Source organism: Variovorax sp. PBS-H4, from assembly GCF_901827205.1.
Classification (GTDB): Bacteria; Pseudomonadota; Gammaproteobacteria; order Burkholderiales; family Burkholderiaceae_C; genus Variovorax.
In genome coordinates this window covers 47689-63432 of sequence record NZ_LR594677.1, presented here as the reverse complement: position 1 = coordinate 63432, position 15744 = coordinate 47689, and the positions used below count along the sequence as shown (strand labels likewise).

23 protein-coding genes are annotated in these 15744 nt (G+C 63.5%); 11 read left to right on the top strand and 12 right to left on the bottom strand.

The window, feature by feature from the left end; genetic code table 11:
- Positions 1-17: 17 nt before the first annotated feature.
- From virB9 to E5CHR_RS31335, 12 genes are all read right to left on the bottom strand, one after another.
- On the bottom strand, positions 18-896 hold the full coding sequence (gene virB9 / locus E5CHR_RS31390; protein WP_046532891.1) for a P-type conjugative transfer protein VirB9: 879 nt from the start codon (positions 894-896) through the stop codon (positions 18-20).
- Positions 893-1624 carry a virB8 family protein gene (locus E5CHR_RS31385; protein WP_159597450.1) on the bottom strand — a complete coding sequence of 244 codons (732 nt, stop codon included), beginning with the start codon at positions 1622-1624 and terminating at the stop codon, positions 893-895. The genes virB9 and E5CHR_RS31385 overlap by 4 nt, the downstream gene beginning before the upstream one ends.
- Positions 1625-1626: 2 nt before the next feature.
- Positions 1627-1791 (bottom strand): conjugal transfer protein TraI, encoded by a 165-nt coding sequence (locus E5CHR_RS31380; protein WP_141762690.1) that lies wholly within the window; start codon positions 1789-1791, stop codon positions 1627-1629.
- 145 nt (positions 1792-1936) lie between these two features.
- Positions 1937-3022 carry a type IV secretion system protein gene (locus E5CHR_RS31375; RefSeq protein WP_159597451.1) on the bottom strand — a complete coding sequence of 362 codons (1086 nt, stop codon included), beginning with the start codon at positions 3020-3022 and terminating at the stop codon, positions 1937-1939.
- Between the two features lie 11 nt (positions 3023-3033).
- A complete protein-coding gene (locus E5CHR_RS31370) occupies positions 3034-3342 on the bottom strand; it encodes an EexN family lipoprotein (protein WP_070698001.1) in 309 nt (102 codons plus the stop codon).
- 113 nt (positions 3343-3455) lie between these two features.
- On the bottom strand, positions 3456-4175 hold the full coding sequence (gene virB5, locus E5CHR_RS31365; protein WP_159597452.1) for a P-type DNA transfer protein VirB5: 720 nt from the start codon (positions 4173-4175) through the stop codon (positions 3456-3458).
- Between the two features lie 4 nt (positions 4176-4179).
- The gene (locus tag E5CHR_RS31360; RefSeq protein ID WP_159597453.1) at positions 4180-6714 is read right to left on the bottom strand and encodes a VirB4 family type IV secretion/conjugal transfer ATPase; all 2535 of its coding nucleotides are present in this window, start codon (positions 6712-6714) and stop codon (positions 4180-4182) included.
- A 9-nt stretch (positions 6715-6723) separates the two neighbouring features.
- Positions 6724-7035, bottom strand: a complete 312-nt coding sequence (locus E5CHR_RS31355) for a type IV secretion system protein VirB3 (RefSeq protein ID WP_070698004.1) — start codon at positions 7033-7035, stop codon at positions 6724-6726.
- 27 nt (positions 7036-7062) lie between these two features.
- Entirely contained in the window at positions 7063-7368 is a 306-nt protein-coding gene (locus E5CHR_RS31350; RefSeq protein WP_070698005.1) for a TrbC/VirB2 family protein, read from the bottom strand.
- A gap of 165 nt (positions 7369-7533) precedes the next feature.
- A complete protein-coding gene (gene topA, locus E5CHR_RS31345; RefSeq protein WP_159597454.1) occupies positions 7534-9891 on the bottom strand; it encodes a type I DNA topoisomerase in 2358 nt (785 codons plus the stop codon).
- 11 nt (positions 9892-9902) lie between these two features.
- Positions 9903-10667, bottom strand: coding sequence for a lytic transglycosylase domain-containing protein (locus E5CHR_RS31340; RefSeq protein WP_159597455.1), 765 nt, complete (start codon positions 10665-10667; stop codon positions 9903-9905).
- Between the two features lie 51 nt (positions 10668-10718).
- Complete coding sequence (locus E5CHR_RS31335) at positions 10719-11090, bottom strand: hypothetical protein (RefSeq protein ID WP_081340480.1); 372 nt, start codon at positions 11088-11090, stop codon at positions 10719-10721.
- 1052 nt (positions 11091-12142) lie between these two features.
- On the opposite strand from E5CHR_RS31335, the gene E5CHR_RS31330 reads away from it, so the two are divergent.
- The 11 genes from E5CHR_RS31330 (at position 12143) to E5CHR_RS31280 (ending at position 15703) form a co-directional block, all read left to right on the top strand.
- On the top strand, positions 12143-12475 hold the full coding sequence (locus E5CHR_RS31330) for a hypothetical protein (protein ID WP_197893625.1): 333 nt from the start codon (positions 12143-12145) through the stop codon (positions 12473-12475).
- Between the two features lie 28 nt (positions 12476-12503).
- Positions 12504-12707, top strand: coding sequence for a hypothetical protein (locus E5CHR_RS31325; RefSeq protein ID WP_159597456.1), 204 nt, complete (start codon positions 12504-12506; stop codon positions 12705-12707).
- A 23-nt stretch (positions 12708-12730) separates the two neighbouring features.
- On the top strand, positions 12731-13138 hold the full coding sequence (locus E5CHR_RS31320) for a DUF6573 family protein (protein ID WP_159597457.1): 408 nt from the start codon (positions 12731-12733) through the stop codon (positions 13136-13138).
- Between the two features lie 57 nt (positions 13139-13195).
- On the top strand, positions 13196-13723 hold the full coding sequence (locus E5CHR_RS31315; RefSeq protein WP_159597458.1) for a hypothetical protein: 528 nt from the start codon (positions 13196-13198) through the stop codon (positions 13721-13723).
- A 175-nt stretch (positions 13724-13898) separates the two neighbouring features.
- On the top strand, positions 13899-14123 hold the full coding sequence (locus tag E5CHR_RS31310) for a hypothetical protein (RefSeq protein WP_046532841.1): 225 nt from the start codon (positions 13899-13901) through the stop codon (positions 14121-14123).
- A gap of 10 nt (positions 14124-14133) precedes the next feature.
- A complete protein-coding gene (locus E5CHR_RS31305; RefSeq protein ID WP_046532840.1) occupies positions 14134-14337 on the top strand; it encodes a hypothetical protein in 204 nt (67 codons plus the stop codon).
- The gene (locus E5CHR_RS31300; protein ID WP_232062362.1) at positions 14337-14765 is read left to right on the top strand and encodes a theronine dehydrogenase; all 429 of its coding nucleotides are present in this window, start codon (positions 14337-14339) and stop codon (positions 14763-14765) included. The genes E5CHR_RS31305 and E5CHR_RS31300 overlap by 1 nt, the downstream gene beginning before the upstream one ends.
- Positions 14762-14899 (top strand): hypothetical protein, encoded by a 138-nt coding sequence (locus tag E5CHR_RS31295; protein ID WP_158014636.1) that lies wholly within the window; start codon positions 14762-14764, stop codon positions 14897-14899. Before E5CHR_RS31300 ends, E5CHR_RS31295 begins: the two co-directional genes overlap by 4 nt.
- Before the next feature lie 18 nt (positions 14900-14917).
- Positions 14918-15184: a hypothetical protein gene (locus tag E5CHR_RS31290; RefSeq protein WP_070697965.1), complete on the top strand. Its 267-nt coding sequence runs from the start codon at positions 14918-14920 to the stop codon at positions 15182-15184.
- 25 nt (positions 15185-15209) lie between these two features.
- A complete protein-coding gene (locus E5CHR_RS31285; RefSeq protein ID WP_070697966.1) occupies positions 15210-15470 on the top strand; it encodes a hypothetical protein in 261 nt (86 codons plus the stop codon).
- 17 nt (positions 15471-15487) lie between these two features.
- Positions 15488-15703 carry a hypothetical protein gene (locus E5CHR_RS31280; RefSeq protein WP_046532838.1) on the top strand — a complete coding sequence of 72 codons (216 nt, stop codon included), beginning with the start codon at positions 15488-15490 and terminating at the stop codon, positions 15701-15703.
- Positions 15704-15744 lie beyond the last annotated feature (41 nt).

The window sequence follows — 15744 nt, the reverse complement described above, 5'->3', positions numbered from 1 at the left end:
CTGATTGGTTTGGTTGCTCATTCTTCATCCCCTCCAACGATTACGCGCTTCACGCCGGGAACCGTCGTGCCATCAGTGGGCGGCAGGCCGTCCACGTCGTACTTGTCGTTGTAAACGCCAACGACAGCGTTCCCCAGGCGCAAGACCAGCTCGCGGGCCACGCGATGGACGACCAGCACATCCTTGTCCACATGCGTGTTCACGAGGCTTTCCGACTTGTCGGCAGCCACGATGAACACGGCCGGGAAATCCCGGTTGTTCGGGAATTTCAGGTAGGTAAAACGGCCGTCGTCGTAGGCCATCGTCGGCGCGATGCCATCGGAGGCATCGCCGACCTGCATCGAGTAGGCCCAATTGCGCGGCGCGGGCTTCTCATCGAGCTTCGCTTGCGCCTTTGCCTTGTCGGCCGCCCTCGCCCGCGCTGCCGCTTCGTCCTCGGGGTACTTGAACTCGACGCGATAGGCCACGCGCTGGTTCTGCGGTGCCTTGCCGCTGTTGCCACCACCCGGCAGCAGCTTCAAGTCGAAGTCGTACATGCGGCGGTTCGTCGTCACCATCAAGTTGGTGTCCCACTTCCCCGCCTCGGGAGCCATCACGATGGCTTCCTGGCCGCTGCCGGTCTTGATCGACTTCGGCTTGACGTACAGGATGTTGCGCCGGTCGGAGAACTCCCATCCCTGGGTGAAGCCCGACGCGACATCAAGGATTTCTTCGTCGGCAGCGAAGACGATGCGGGCACCGAGGCCCGGCAAGGCGCGGACGATGACGACATCGCCCGCGTTGTAGTTGACGTACTGAATGCGGCCGTCGTAGCGCGACCCCACCGGCACGTCGGCCGCCTGCGCGGCCGTGGCCGCGCCGAGTGCCAGCAGCACGGCGAATGCGATCTTCTTCATTGTGCGACCCCCATTTCAGGATCGACGCGGTAGCTCAGTACCTGGAAGCCGAAGGGGTTCACCAGTCGGGCGCTTTCGCGGATCAGCGACGGATTGCGGTACTCGTAGGCGACTGTTGCCACCCACTTGGTGACAGTGCCCGGCGAGTTGGGATCATCAACGCGCTTCGTCGTCTTGATGAACCGCACGGTGCCGATGCCCTTGCCATTCGGCACGACGCTGACAATCTCGACCGACACGCGCACCGAGTTGCCGTATTTTTTATCGAGGGCGTCTTTACCCTCGAACAGCGCGGCGTATTCCTGGCCCACGCGAGCCGAGGACAGCAGGCCCACGGTGTCGTAGTCCTTCTGGAGCGTGTACCAGTCATAGGTTTCATGCGAGCGGACGTATTGGGCCAGCCAATACTTGTCCATGACCTCATCGAAGCGAACGCCCTTCGTGTCCATCGCCGTCACGATGTCCGGGACGCCCGTCGTGTTGTCCACGCGGATGACGTAGGGCGTGTTTTCCTTGAGCGGCAGCATCAAGGCGATGGCGACTACCAGCAGCACCACGCACACCACGGCGAACGTCGCAATCGTCCAGGCGCGGCGCTCCGACTTCTCGACCAGGAGCACGCGCGATGCTTCCCAATTCAAAGCCGCCTCGTGCAGCTTCTCGCCCTTGCTCTTTTCCGGCTCCGCACTCGGTGCCGGTTCAGTCGCGCGGTTCTTGCGTCCGAACATGATTACTCCCCTTCTCGTTGATTGACTGGAGCCGCTGCGGGCGGCACCTGCTTGTTGATCTGGACTCGCGGCTTGCCTTCGAGCGAAGGCACGACCGGAGGACGCGCGTTCGTGGCGCAGCCCGCGAGGGCGGCGGCGAACAGAAGAACGACAGATACCCGTTTCATGTTGGTGTCCCTAAGTGAAATGAATCGGCACGCCAGAATATACCATATTCACAACCAAAGTGCCCTATTTTGGTTGCGCGAAGACGAAAAAAAGCCGCCCTGTTTCGGTGAAAACAGGGCGGCCGTTGGTGGCCGCCGTGGCCTCTTACTGCTTCACCGTGCCGCCCGAGGCGCGGCCCCAGTTCTTGCCCATGTTCTGCATCACATGCTGGCGATAGGCCGGGTTCCACATCGTGTTGCCGGCCACCAGATGGTTGGCCCGGCGAGCCGTGACCATCATCCCGGACTGCATATCGCGGCGCGTCGTCATCGGGTTCACCATGTTGCCGACGCCCTTCGCACCACGCAGACCACCCGTGACGGGCATCGCCAAATGGCGAATGCCCATCGCTGCCATCGAGACGCCACCGGCAAGGCCGGAGGCTATGCCGCCTGCCTGCAAGATGATCCACACCAGGACGCCCGTCAGCGCGCCGATTTGCAGCGCCGCGAACATCGGGTTCGAGTCGCCGCTACCGGAGAAGTCCGCGCCCGCGATGAAGGCGTCGTATGCCCGCATGGCAAACGTCATGATGATTGCCATGATGACGATGGTCAGGATGTAGTTCATCGCCTGCCCAAACCAGGAATCGAAGAACTTCGCCGTGGCCGGGAACATCAAGGCCAGGATGAACAGCGGCCCCAGGGCGAACACAATCGCCAGCGAGAACTTGGCGACGATGACCACCGCGCCGCCGAGCATCGACACCAGGACGGTGCCGAGCGCCACGACCACGCCGGCAATGGCCCAGCCGAGCACAGCGCCGAAGTTCCAGCCGGCCTCGTCGGCCTTCTGGAAGCACTGCGCGACGATTTCCAGCCCTTTGCCCAGGGACTGGTCGAGCACCTGATAGATGTTCGCGGCGGGCGGCCCGCCCGACGTGTTCATCGCGTCAGCCAAGCCCGTTTCCAGGCCGTTGAGCGCGCCCATCACCCCGTTGGCGTATCCGTCCACCGTGAGCGCAAAGGCCGCGATGATGACGATCTTCACGCACTGCTTGACGAACGTCCAAAACGGCGACTCAATCGCGCCCGTGCTGATGGCGTAGCCGGTCAGCACGATGTAGAGCGTCACGCCAGTGATGGCGATCATTTGCAGCGCGTACATCAAGTTCGTGGCGGCCGGTGTCACGAACGCATTGGTAGCGTTCTGCACTGTCTCGCCGATGAACTGAAAAACCATCGGGTCCATAAGTCACCGTCCTATTTGTTGTTGCCCTCGGTCTTGGCCGGAGCGGCCGAAGACGGAGCGGAAAGAGGCGCTACCTTGATCGCCCCGCCGCGTGCGCTCCAGGTCGAAGACGAATCGGCGCGGCTGGCGTTGACGCAGTTGGGCGTTGCGGCCAGCTCGCCAGGGTTCGACTTGCACTTGGCGAGCTGCGCTTCGCGCTCGGCCTTGTGCTCCTTGAACCACTCGACCGTTTGCACGACCTCCTGCGGCTTGTCTTCCTTGCAGCCGGCCAGGGCCAGGGCCGCGACTGCTGCAAGCATCATCACTACGTTTTTCTTCATCGGTCACTCTCCTATCGTTGGTGACGGGGCCGAGCTGGCCAGGTCGAAAAGTTGTCACCAAAGGATGGTGACGCAAGACGCCGGCGAGATCCTCGCCGGCGTCACCATTGCCATTACGGCGTGCCGAACGTGATCGGCGTTGCCTGAATGCCCTTGCGGGCCGCCCAGGTGCGGGCCTGCAATTCACGCTGCTGCTGCTGCTGAATCTTGTCCTCGGCCTGGGCCACCATCGCGTAAAGCTGGAGCTTCGTTTGCTCGTTCTGGATCATTGCCTGTTCGGCGGCGATCCGGCCTTGCAGCTCGGCGATGGCCTTCGGGTCGGGCGTGTCGTTGATCTTCGCCATGAGGCTGTCAATCTGGTTGAGCCGCGACTTCGCCTTGTCGTAGGCATCCAGGGCGAAAGCCTGATCCTGGGCCGACTTCACGGCCCGCGCCTCGCACAGCTTCTTCTGGTCGCTGACCGTGATGTGCGCGCACGAGTCGAAAATCTTCGACTGCGAGTAGATCGAGGCCGCCCGGCCGCTCAGGCCGGCATAGCCGCCCGTTTTCACCGAGTCATAGACGCCTTGCCAGTCACTCGGCAGGTAATCGCGCAGCGCCGGGTTGTTCAGGATATTGCCCAGGCCGCGAGAGCCAGTCAGGGACTGGTACTGCTGTTTCATCTGGTCGATTTGGCTAACCATTTGGTCATATTGCATCTTCCACTTCGCCATCGTCTCGATTTGTTGCTGGATGCTGTTGGCGATGGAAGCGCCATCCGTTACCGGGATTTGCGCGCTGGCCGCGCCCGCCATCGTGATGGCGAGCGCAGCGACAAGAGCCTTCATCTTCATGATTTCACCTTTCTTGCTGCTTAGAGGACGCCACCCGTGCCTTGCGGCGCTGGTGGAACACGGGAACCCACACTTCCGGGTCATCGCCGACTTCGGCGAGAATTTCATCGAGCAGTTCGACGTTATCGGAGCTGCCCGACAAAATGGCGAGTTCATCGCCGAAGCTAATTACCGTGTTCCCGTCAGCGTCCTTAACGTCGCTCAGATCGAAGCGGCCGATCATCGACTGATGGCCTTGCTTCACCAGGAACATGCGGCTTTCTTCACCCATCGTCTTGATGATTTCAAACTCCGAGGGCGTGCATTTGAAGCCCTCGGTGTATTCGGTGAAGTCCGCCTTCGGGTTAGGCAGGTAGATTTCCGTCGCCACCTGTTGCACCAGGGACGCGGCAATCTTCGACTTCAACATGCTGCTAGGCATTTGCGTAGCGAACACGCCGAGGCCGTTTTGCTTGCGAATGGTCAATTGCTTGTCGCCCGCGAAGTCCGCGAACGCCTCGGCATCGACCCACTTCCAAGCCTCGTCCATGAAATAGACGAAGCGGCGGCCGTCGATGACCGAATCCATGCGATGCAGCAGGTACATGGAAATCGGCGTCCGCACGTCGTTGTTGTCCAGGAAGTGCGTGCCGTCGAAGCCATAGTTCGCGTGCGTGGTGAAGTCGATGAGGTCGGTCGCGTTGTCCAGCACCCACCAGAACGGGCCACGCTTGCCGTGGCCGTCATCGACGCACCACCGCGCGAGGCGCTTCGCCACGCTGTTTTCGCGGTCTTCCTTGTCGGTGCCCTCGGTGATGTTCTGCAACACCACCGACAGCCGGCGAATCTCCTTCGGCATCTTCATGACGGTTCGCACCGCATGACTGATGCGCGCATCGTCCGCCGTGGTGACGCGCTCGCCACCGGCCGACACCAGGACGCGAATCAGCTTCTCCAGGAACAGGATGTTCGTCTCGTTGGCTTCCATCTGGAACGGATTGAAGCCGGTCGGCTGGCCGTTCCTGACGGCCAGATACTTGCCGCCGATGGCGCGAATCAGCAGCTCCGCGCCGCGATCCTTGTCGAAGAACACCGTCGTGAAGCCGACAGGCGAGCGCGGCTTGTATTTCTGCGACTGGCACAGAAGCATGTTCAGCAGCACCGTCTTACCCGCACCGGACTGGCCGATGACGCGGGTATTGCCGAGCACCTTCTTGTCGAAGGCGTCTTCGTCGCCCTTCGAGTAGTGGAAGTTGAAATACAGCGGCTGGCCCGAAGGCGTCTTGAACAGCGTCACGGCCTGCCCCCACGGGTTGCCGTCGCGCTTGCCCGCGCGGAAGTTGTGGAAGCTGCACAGGCCCGCAAAGTTCTTGCTGGTCAGGCCGGCCACGCGCGGCCGGTACGACCAATTGCAAGGCAATTGCGCGTAGAAAGCCGAGTCGGTCGCCGTGGCGATCAAGGCGGACAGAAAACCCCTGTCCTGAATGATCGTCATGGCCGACGTGGTGTTGCGGCGCACCTTCTCGACCGTCTCGCCGAAGACCAGCAGCGAGTAGTGGTACTCGCCCATGACGAACTGACCTTGAATCAGCTCGTCAATGGCCTGCGTCATTTCCGCGATTTGCGTCGCGCTGCCGTCCTCGGCGTTCATCAACTGGCGTTGCTGCCGCTCCAGAAAGTCCTTGCCGTCGCGCTTGCTCATGAAGCTGAACGACTGCGTGATGACGTACTCGTAATCCTCGTACAGCAGACCGTTCAAGATGCCCGGCTCGGTGTGCGCCGAGTAGTCCTTGAAGTCGATGCCCATCGCGTAGCGCGTCTTCGTCGGCGAGCGGATTTCGATAGTCTCCGCGCCCACGAACACCCAGGCCGTGCCCAGGTAAGCGTTCAGCGGCCCGGCCGGCACGCGCACCTTCTGCCACTCGCCGGACACCAGGAAGTTCAAGAACTCCAGCGCCTGCGAGCACACGATGCCGTTCTCGTCCTCATAGGTGCGCAGTTCCTCGATGCCGGTTTTCTCGTCGGTGCCGTAGCGGCGCATGCTGGCCTCGACCTGATAGGCGATGTCGTCCAGCTTGCGGATGGCCGCCTTCTGATCCTTGAGGATTTCATCGACGGTGCGCCGCGCCGACTTCGCCATCGCCTTGCCGATCCGCGAGGGATTCGGCCGGTAGATGACCGTCAGATACAGCTCGTTCGCCATCATGCGATAGCCCACGAAGCTGTCGTAATACTTGCGATCCAGCTCGCGGCAAAAGTCGTTGTCGTACACGCCCTTGAGCCTGTCCGACGTGCGGCGGCGGACGTTGTGCGTCCACAGCGCCACGTTGCTGGTAGCGATGGAGCGCAGCAGCGTGTTGAGCTGTTCCTTGCGCCGCAGAATCTCGTCCGGCTCTGCCGTCTCGAAGCTGATGCCGGCCACGCGCCACACGCGCAGGAAATCGCCCTGCGTCGTGACGATGGTGTTCGGCGACACATGGCTGCTGTAAGGAATGAAGGGCGCAACCGCCCTTTCATTGTTCACTTGGTCGAAGTATTTAGGTTTTGGCAGGGCAGACATAAGTCCCTCTCACTTGCGTTTCGTGAAGGCAATCGGGCTGTAGGCCGATGCCTTCCAGAAGCGCCCGTTCTTGTTGCGGTTGATGACCCGGAACACGAATTTCAGGCCCAAGAGCCTGAATTGTTGATCGTCCGATTTGGCGATGATCCGCATCGTTATCACGATGGGAATCAGCGTGAAGGCGAACAGGATCGTCGTCCACACGCTGATGAGAACCACCACCCCGCCGACCACTGCGAGCGGCACCAACGGGACGCCGAACAGCATGGCCGGCCGGGTGCAACCCTTGAACAGCGGATCGCGCGGATCGAAGTCATCCATTGGTGCCGACATCGCGTGACCTCCCGCTTAGGACAGGAGGTAGCGGGCCAGCTCGGCCGCGCCGCCGATGAGCAGACCACCGGCCAGAATCTTGCCGACCTCGGCGATGTCGGCATGCTTGAACAGGAACTTGTAGCCCGCCCACATGATGGCGATGGTCACGGTCGTGATGGACACGCCGCGCAGCACGGCCAGCACGTTGTCCATGAAGGTGTTCACCTTGTCCAGCCCGCCAGTCTGCGCGAGCGCCGGCTCGGCCGCGAACAGCGCGGCCATCACCAGGAAGCCGAGCATCACGGCCATGCGGTTGTTGGAAGTGGTAGCAGTCGTCATTTCATTTGCTCCTGAAGTGAAAGAAAAAGGTAGCCGGTAGGCCGGCCGGCAAGCCGGTTGAAAAGCGTCCAATCTAGTTCATGCTGCAATGTTCTCCCCGTTATCCGTGCCTGCCGGATTATACAACAGGCCGCGCCAAAATAGTATATTTTGGCGAGCGTTTTTCTACTTTTTTGGCGTCTTGAGAACAAGCCGCGTAGGTGCCGCCGCGCGCTTCACCGTCGCCTTGGCTGCGGGCTTTGCGCCCTTCGCCTGCTTCGGTACAGGCTTGCCGGCCTGATCGTCCATGATGACCTTGCAGCCGTCTTTGAAGCCGCTGCAACCCCACCAGTAGCCGTACTGGCCCTTGCGGCGATACATCGGCTTGCCGCAGGACGGGCAAGGGGCCGTCTTGATCGCCACCGGCTGGCCCTTCTCGTCGTCCAGGAAGGTCTTGCACTCATCGTTCGTGCAGAACCACGCGAACGCGCCCTTGATGGGCTTGCCGCTTTCCTTGTCCTTCTTCTGGAAGCGCCGCAGCGGCGAGCTGCATTTCGGGCACGGGTGAACCTTCGGTTCCACCGGCCGCCCCTTGTCGTCGTCCATGAACGTCTTGCAGTCGTCGGTCGGGCAGAACCACCCCAGGCCGCCCGCCTTCTTCTTGTACCGCCGCAGGGGCGTGGAGCACTTCGGGCACGGGTGTTCCTTGCGTTCCACCGGCTTGCCGTCCACGTCGTCCAGGAAGGTCTTGCACTCGTCGTTCGTGCAGTACCAGATCGGCAGCTTGCCGGGCTTCTGGTACTTGCGCAGCCCGGCGCTGCACTTCGGGCACGCGAAGCGCGGCTTGAAGTCGCCGCCCTGGGCGATGGCGTCCAGCTCGGCCTTCAACTGATCGTAGGCCGGGGCCACCACGTCCAGGTACTCGCGCTCGCCTTCGGCGATGCGGTCGAGCTGCGATTCCAGCTCGCGCGTGAAAGCCAGCTCCATGAACTCGAAGCCGGCCTTCACCAGATGTTCCACCAGGATGGTGCCTGTCTCGGTCGGCACCAGATAACGCTTGTCTTCGACAAGGTAGCCGCGCGCCATGATGTTGCCCATGATCGCGGGATAGGTCGCCGGGCGGCCGATGCCTTCGTCTTCCAGCTTCTTGATGAGACTCGCTTTCGTGAAGCGCGGCGGTGCCTTCGTCACCTTGCGCAGCAGCTCGCCGCTGTCGGCCTGCTTCGCGCTGCCGACATCGAGCACCGGCACCTTGCCGGCGCTGTCCTCGGCCTCGTCGTCCGTCTTGTCTTCCACCGCGTCCTTCGCCGTCAGCACTCGCCATCCCTGTTCAATCAGGGTACGGCCCTTGGCCTTGAACTGGAACGGCTTCGCGCCATCGGTCGCTTCCAAGGTGACGCTGTTCACCTTGTAGCGGGCATCGGCCAGTTGCGAGGCAACCGTCCGCTTCCAGATGAGCGCATAGAGCTTGCGCTGATGCTCGTCCTCGCCGGCTTCCAGCACGTCGATATGGGCCGGCCTGATGGCCTCGTGCGCCTCTTGCGCGCCCGCCTTCGTCTTGAACTTGCGCGGCGCGTCCGGCAGCTTCCAGCCCTGCCCTTCGGCGTAGGCGCGCACCTCGGCGATGGCCTCGTCGCTGATGTTCACGCTGTCGGTGCGGATGTAGGTGATCGCGCCTTGCTCGAACAGCTTTTGCGCATCCTTCGCCGTCAGCTCGGGATCGCGCTTTAGCGTGACGCTCGCGGCTTGCAGCATGAGCGAGGTCGAGAAGCACGACGGCGGCGCTTCGCGCGCCGTGTCGGTGCCGGAGTCCAGCACCTTGAACTGGCGGCAGCCTGCGGCCTGCTTCGCCAGGGCTTCATCGAGGACATAGGGCACGTCCTCGGTGATGAATGGCTTCGTGTCCCACTCCGCTTTCCACACGCCGCCGTCGAACTTCACCACCGCGCCGAAGTGGTTCGTCTTCTTGAACGCCACGATGCGGCGCTCCAGGTCAACGACCAGTCGCACGGCCACGCTTTGCACGCGGCCGGCCGACAGGTTTTGCCCGAGCATGTTCGACAGCAGCGGCGACACCAGATAGCCGACGATGCGATCCAGTGCCCGCCGCGCTTCCTGGGCCTGCACAAGATCGGCGTCGATCTTGCGCGCCTGCGACAGTGCCGCCCGAATCGCCTTCTCGGTGATTTCATCGAACGTCACCCGTTCGTAGTCGCCTTCGTCCAGGCCGAGAGCGTCTTTCAGGTGCCACGCGATGGCTTCGCCCTCGCGGTCGGGATCGGTCGCCAGAAAGATCATGTCCGCCCTGCCGGACAGGGCGCGGATGCGGGCGACTCGTTCCTCGCCGCCTGGGAACGTCCGGCCCTGTACCTGGGCCGGAGGGATGTATTCGTACTGCAAGGCGAAGTCGGGCGCTTCCAGGCCGATGTCGTGCTTCGGCAGGTCGCGGACATGGCCCACGCTGGCGACGACTTTCCAGCCGTCGCCGAGGATGGATTCGATCTTCTTCACCTTGTTGGGGCTTTCCACGACCATGAGCTTCATCGTGTACCCCCTCAGAAGACGATGGCCGAGCGCGCCGGCTGCGCCGGTTGCTCGCCCTGGCTGGCCTTCGCGTCATCCTTGGCGACAGTCAGATCCGCCGCGGCGGATGCGCCTGTCACCACGGGCTTGAGCTGCGCGGGCGCTTCGCTCGCCCGGCGCAGCAGCACCGGGGCATGATCGGCAGGCGGCCCATCGCTCGCGCCCTGGGCCGTCACCTTGACCGGCCCGGAGCCGGCCGCCGTCACGCGCTGCGGGCGTGCTGCACCCGGCGCGATCGACGGAACGACCGGGATCGGCTTTGCCTCGACGTTGGCTTGCGCCAAGACCTTTTGCACATACGACGGCTCGCCGGCCTTGTCAGGCCGGAAGCCGCGCGTGAAGTTGCCCGAGTAGTAGCAGGAGAAGGCCGAGTGCAGCGCCCGTTGCCGGTCGCCCTCGGTGCGGGGCAAAGCCCGCGTGTAGCAGTCTTCGAGAATCTTCGAGCCGACGCGGATGTTCGCGCACGGCTCGAAGGCTTCTTCGTAGGTTAGGGAGTATTTCGGCAGGTTGTAGCGGTTGACCTGGGCAACCCCTACCGAGAAGTTCCAGCCAGCGGCTTCAAGAGCCTTGGCCGTCGCAACAGCTTCCGCTTGCGACTTGGGTTGACGTTGGAGCCTTCCGCCCACCACGCCGATGGCGTAGGGGTTGAAGCTCGATTCGACTTGCACGACGGCCGCCATCGTCTGCGGGGCCACCGTAGGGGCGCATTGCTGCGCCAAGACCATGAAATCCAGCATGTAACCGACTCCCTTTAGCGAGGAAACGGCTACCAATATACCATATTTTGGTCAGTGTTCACCCCCTTTTTTGGTCTTGCGCGCGGTGCGTGCCGGCTTCGCCTTCGAGCTTTGCGCCGGCTTGGCCGACTTCGGTCGCGGCGGCAGTTCCTGGTTGCGAAACAGCTCGAAGCTATCGGTCGGATAAGCCTCGCGCAGATGATCGTTCATACGTTTCAAGTCCTTGAAAACCTTCGGCATGTTCCGGTCGCGTCGGGTTGTCAAATACCACTCTTTTCCCTCAGCCCACTTCAAGAGAACGACGACATAGAAGCCCACTGGCGTTTCCATCACCTTGAGCTTGTCAAGGGTTTTTTGAAGTACGGCCAGCTCTAGATCGCCCTCCAGAATGCTGTTCTCGGGACTACATGGAGGAAGTTTCATGCTCGTCCTGTTTTCGTTCGGGTCGGTCATAGTCAAAAACGACTCACATTGTATCGCCAAAACACTATATTTTGGTAGTGGTTTCGGCTAATTACGGCTTAAAAAATGCTCCCTGCCCATGCTCGCCCGGCTACGCCGGGACGGGCTTTCGTGCTCCGCATCGAGCCTGCGGCCACGGCCTTGTCTCGCCCCATTCGGGCGTCAATCCCTCTCGGCAGCGCCTCCGGCGCTGGACGGCCCAACTGGTGACAACTGGCATCACCAGGTGAGCGTCCACAGTCGCCAAATTGTAGCAAGTTGGCGACAGTTTGAGTAGCAAAGACCCGTTCGCGTCACCAATCATTGCCTGCCTTTACATGGGGATAAACCCCCGTTCGGCCGGCTGCGCCGACATGGTGCCGCGCCCTGGCGTCGAAGACGCCCTTTCCCCCACCCTGCCCAGGGCAGGAAGGGGGCGGTGTGTAGGCCCGCGCAGCGGGCAACCAGTCCATGCACACCGCGACACGTCGCCGTGCTGCACACAAGCCCGCAGACTGCCGCCACGTCGGCAGACTGCACACAGCCGGGCCGGCTGGTTCATGCACGCTGCCCCCGCCGCTGGCGGTGGAGAAAGGCGGCTTTGCCGCTACGCAGCCGGCGCGGCCGTCTGGTTGTGCCGCCTGCGTCGGCCGTAGGGCGCTCGCGTTCCGCGCCCGCCCTTGGTGGCATGTCGTCATCGTCCGGTGGCGTTGCTCCACTGCGCACCTTTCGCCTGCCCTAGACGGTAGTCCAGCCATGCCGTCGCTCCAAGGGCCGGGCAAGCCCTGAAATCCTCACCCGTTCGCACTCGCTGCGCTCGCTTGCGCTGCGGCTTCCGGTTTCTCCCTTTCCGCGCCGTCCTGTCCGGCCCACCTACGGGCAATCACGGCGAAAGGCACTCAGCGGAGCAAGGTTCAACACCACAGGAGAAATGCGACATGACTCACCAACAAGTTCAGTTTGAAAAGCCGGCTCAAGCATCTAGCAGAGCAGAGGTTGAACAGCAGAAAACCGTCCTGTTTCACATCGAAGTCGTGAACACGAAGACGGGCCGCCGCGAGCGTCAAACAGCCTACCCGATGACCGAGAAGGAATGCAGCGTGATGGTCAGCAAGATGACCGCCTACCCCTGGCGCACCGTCGAGCTGGTGCCAGCCGAAGCGCCGACCTTCGAGGGCGAGCAGCGCGAAGCCGCATTCAAGACCGTTTGGCGCGACACGCATCGGGACTACCGGGGCCGGCTGGCCGACGGCTCGCTGTCGCTGATGAGCTGGGCGAAGTTCGGCGGCGGACTGGTGACGGCCGCGAGCATCACCGACGCCGAGCTGGCCGAGCGACTGGACGACGCGAAGCGCCGCGCACGCTGATTTTGTATTGCACTGGAGAGCCAACACCATGACCCGCACCGAATACCGCCAAGCCCGCCGATTGATCCGCGACAACGGCCGCGCCGCCATCAAGTGGATGGCCCCGCACGTCGCCGCCGCGATGGACGTTCTCACCTTCGGCCAGGGCAAAGACCGCCTCGCCGAGCGCGCGGACATCGTGGCCTATTGCCGCCGCGAGGGCATCGCCTGCAACCCCCGCCAAACCGCCTAACAGCACGACCAGGAGCGCACACCATGAACGAACTTTTCCAGGCATCCGACGTGATCCACACGCACACCCGCGCGCAGCTCATCGAGGACGGCGACCTGATCGACGTGAGCGAGACAGCCCGCGAGGCCGGCTTTACGGTGCCCGTCGCCATCACCCGCGCGGCCTGGGCCGATTGCGTCGAGTGGACGGCCGAAACCGACAAGCGCAAGACCACGATCCAGGACGAAGCCGGCCGCCTTTGGGACGTGATTTATATGGCCCGACTCGCCGCCCGCGTGCGTGGCGATCAACCCCGCCGCGTGTTCGAGCTGTACCGCGTGCCGGTGCAGGGCCGAGGCATCCGGCCGCGCCGCGTGGCGCTGGCGATGCACATCGGCCCCGGCGATGCCGGCGAGCCGGTTATCACCATCGGCCTGCCGAACGAAGACTAAGCCCGCAGGGTGCCCGACGAGGGCACCCGCTACCCGACACGACCAGGAGCGCACAACATGGCCCGATTCATCCCCGAGAACGCCGAAACCCGCGAATTTCCCGCCGCCGCCGTGGTGGCCTACTGCTACGAGAGCAAGCGCGGCCCCGCGCTGCTGGCCTACAAGGGCCGCCAGTCGAAGCCGGCGCGCTTCCTGGCGTTCGGCAGCGCCGAGGCCCGCGACCGTTCGCTGGCGTCGTTCGTGGAGTACGAGGAAGGCATCGAGACGCGCAAGCGCGAACGGCAGCAGGCCGGCCACGGGCTGGCCGTGGGCGACATCGTTTATTCCGTGTGGGGCTACGAACAGACGAACGTCACGTTCTACGAAGTGGTGCGCGTGCCGTCCGGCCGCTCGGCGACGGTGCGCGAGCTGGAAGCCGACCGGATCGAGAGCGCGCCGGGCAGCATGACCGGCAAGAGCACACCGAAGCCCGGCCAGTACGTCCAGGGCGCGAAGGAAAAGACCCGCCGCGCGACCGGCTGGCACACCCTGGGCGAGCTGTCGAAGTGGGACGGCACGCCGCGCCCCGTGACGTGGTACGCCTGACCGCGACATGGTGACGGCCGCAGCTCCTGGCCAGCTCGGCCGCGTCACCAAGACAGGGCAAAAAAATTTTGCCCTTTCGTCCCACGTTTCCACCTTTTTATTTGCCAATATGGTATAGTTTGGACATCGAGAACGGTTAAACGTGATCGCCAAATCAGCCGATAAGGAGCTACCCATGCGAACCATCGACATGACCCCGACCTGGGGCGAGTGGGCCAACATTTACCGCCGCTTCGCCGAGTCGGGCGAGGCCAAGGCCGTGCGCGAGCTACGCGCCGACTTCGCCAAGGCGATGGCCGCAGCGCAGGCGCTGCAAGCCATCACTGGCACGCTGTCCGACGAGCAGGCCGGCATCGTCGCCAAGACGATGACCGCCGAGCTGACGAAGCAGGGCTTCTAAGGTGGCGACCATGAGCAAGCACAACGGCCGCCCCTTCCTTGTCCTGGCCGACCGCGACCTGGGCCGCGAAGCCTGGGCGCAGTACGACGCCGAGGCCGAGATTTTCACCCTCGCCGCGTCCGAGGACATGGACGACCCCATCGGCGAAGCCGAGAGCGTGAGCGAGTGCCAGCGCGTGGCATCCGGCTGGTTTGACGAGCTGCGGGCCGAATGATGCGGGCCGCGTCCACCACGACCAGGAAGCCGGCCGGCTTGTGGCGCTACTCGCTGCGCTGGAGCCTGCCGCACAAGCCCTGCCCTGGCCCGCTGGAACTGGCGGCGGTCGAGGTTCCGGCCGGCGACCAGTGCCCGCCCGTGGTGGCCGATCTTTGGAAGCCCGGCACCGGCTATGCCGTGTGCGTTGACTTCCCGCAGCCGGCCGAAATCCGCCGCTGGAGCGACGAGCGCAAGGCGCAGGCACGCCGCCGCAATCTCGCGCGCCGCGTCGAGAAGGCCGCGCCCTTGTTCGCCGACGAGCTGATCGCCCGCGAGCTGGAGGCGCGGCCCGACTACTTCGCGGGCAAGAACCCGCATCGAGGCTTGGCGACAGACACGCCGCCAGGCCTCGATGCTTCCGTCACCAACGAAAGGGCAACGCAATGAAGGAATGGAACGTGTACGCGGACGGCCGCTATCTCGGCACCGTCCATGAAACGACCGAGGAAGCCGCCCGCGCGGCGGCCTTCTCGAAGTTCGACATCCCCGAGGACGCGGACGTGTCCGTGTCCCGTCGCTAACCACCAGGAGGAACACCGATGGACACCTATCAGCAAATCCACGACTTCACGCCGGCAGGCGCTGGCAAGTTCGCCGACTTCATCGCCGAGCACGCCAAGCCGGAGCTGGACGCCGGCATGCACAAGCTGGAATGCCTGGGCGTGATCGAGGACAACTTGAACAGCCCGAGCGCCGGCCCGCTGGCCTGGGAGCTGGCAGCGGCGAGCGCGGCCGATGGCCGCGCGCACACCTTCGCCGCCGAGCTGGACGACCTCATCATCGAGCACGTCACCCCGGACGAGTGAGGGCCACGCGATGAACATGCACAGCATGACCCTTGAACAGCTCCGCGCCACGCACGAGACGGGCGGCCTTGCCGCCGTCACGCTCGAAGCGCACGGGAAAGGCTTCTACCTCGTGGCCGATTCCCGCTCGGGCGGGCGCGTGGTGCTGGTGCGCTACTCCGACCGCAAGCCGCGCCTGTTCGTTGAGCCGGGCACGGCCTTGAAGCTGCTGCGCGAAATCGGCTTCGGCACGGCCAAGGTGAACATGGCCGGCTGGCAACCCGACCAACAACAGGCCGACGTGTAGCGGCCGAGGGGGTACAGATGAAAACGCTTCGCCTCGCCATCCTGCCGCTGCTGCTGGCCGCCCTGGGCGGCTGCGCGAGCGGCCCCTACTACTACGGCGGCACGAGCTACCGCATGCACAACATCGGCGGCCTGCCGGTGTCCGGCTCGCTTGGTGTTCACGTCACGCCGGGCGGCCTGATGGTGTCGCCGAACATCGTCGTAAGCCCTACCTTCGTGGACTGGAAGAAATGAACCTCAAAACCTCGGAACAGCTCGCGGTCGGCCTAGCCAAT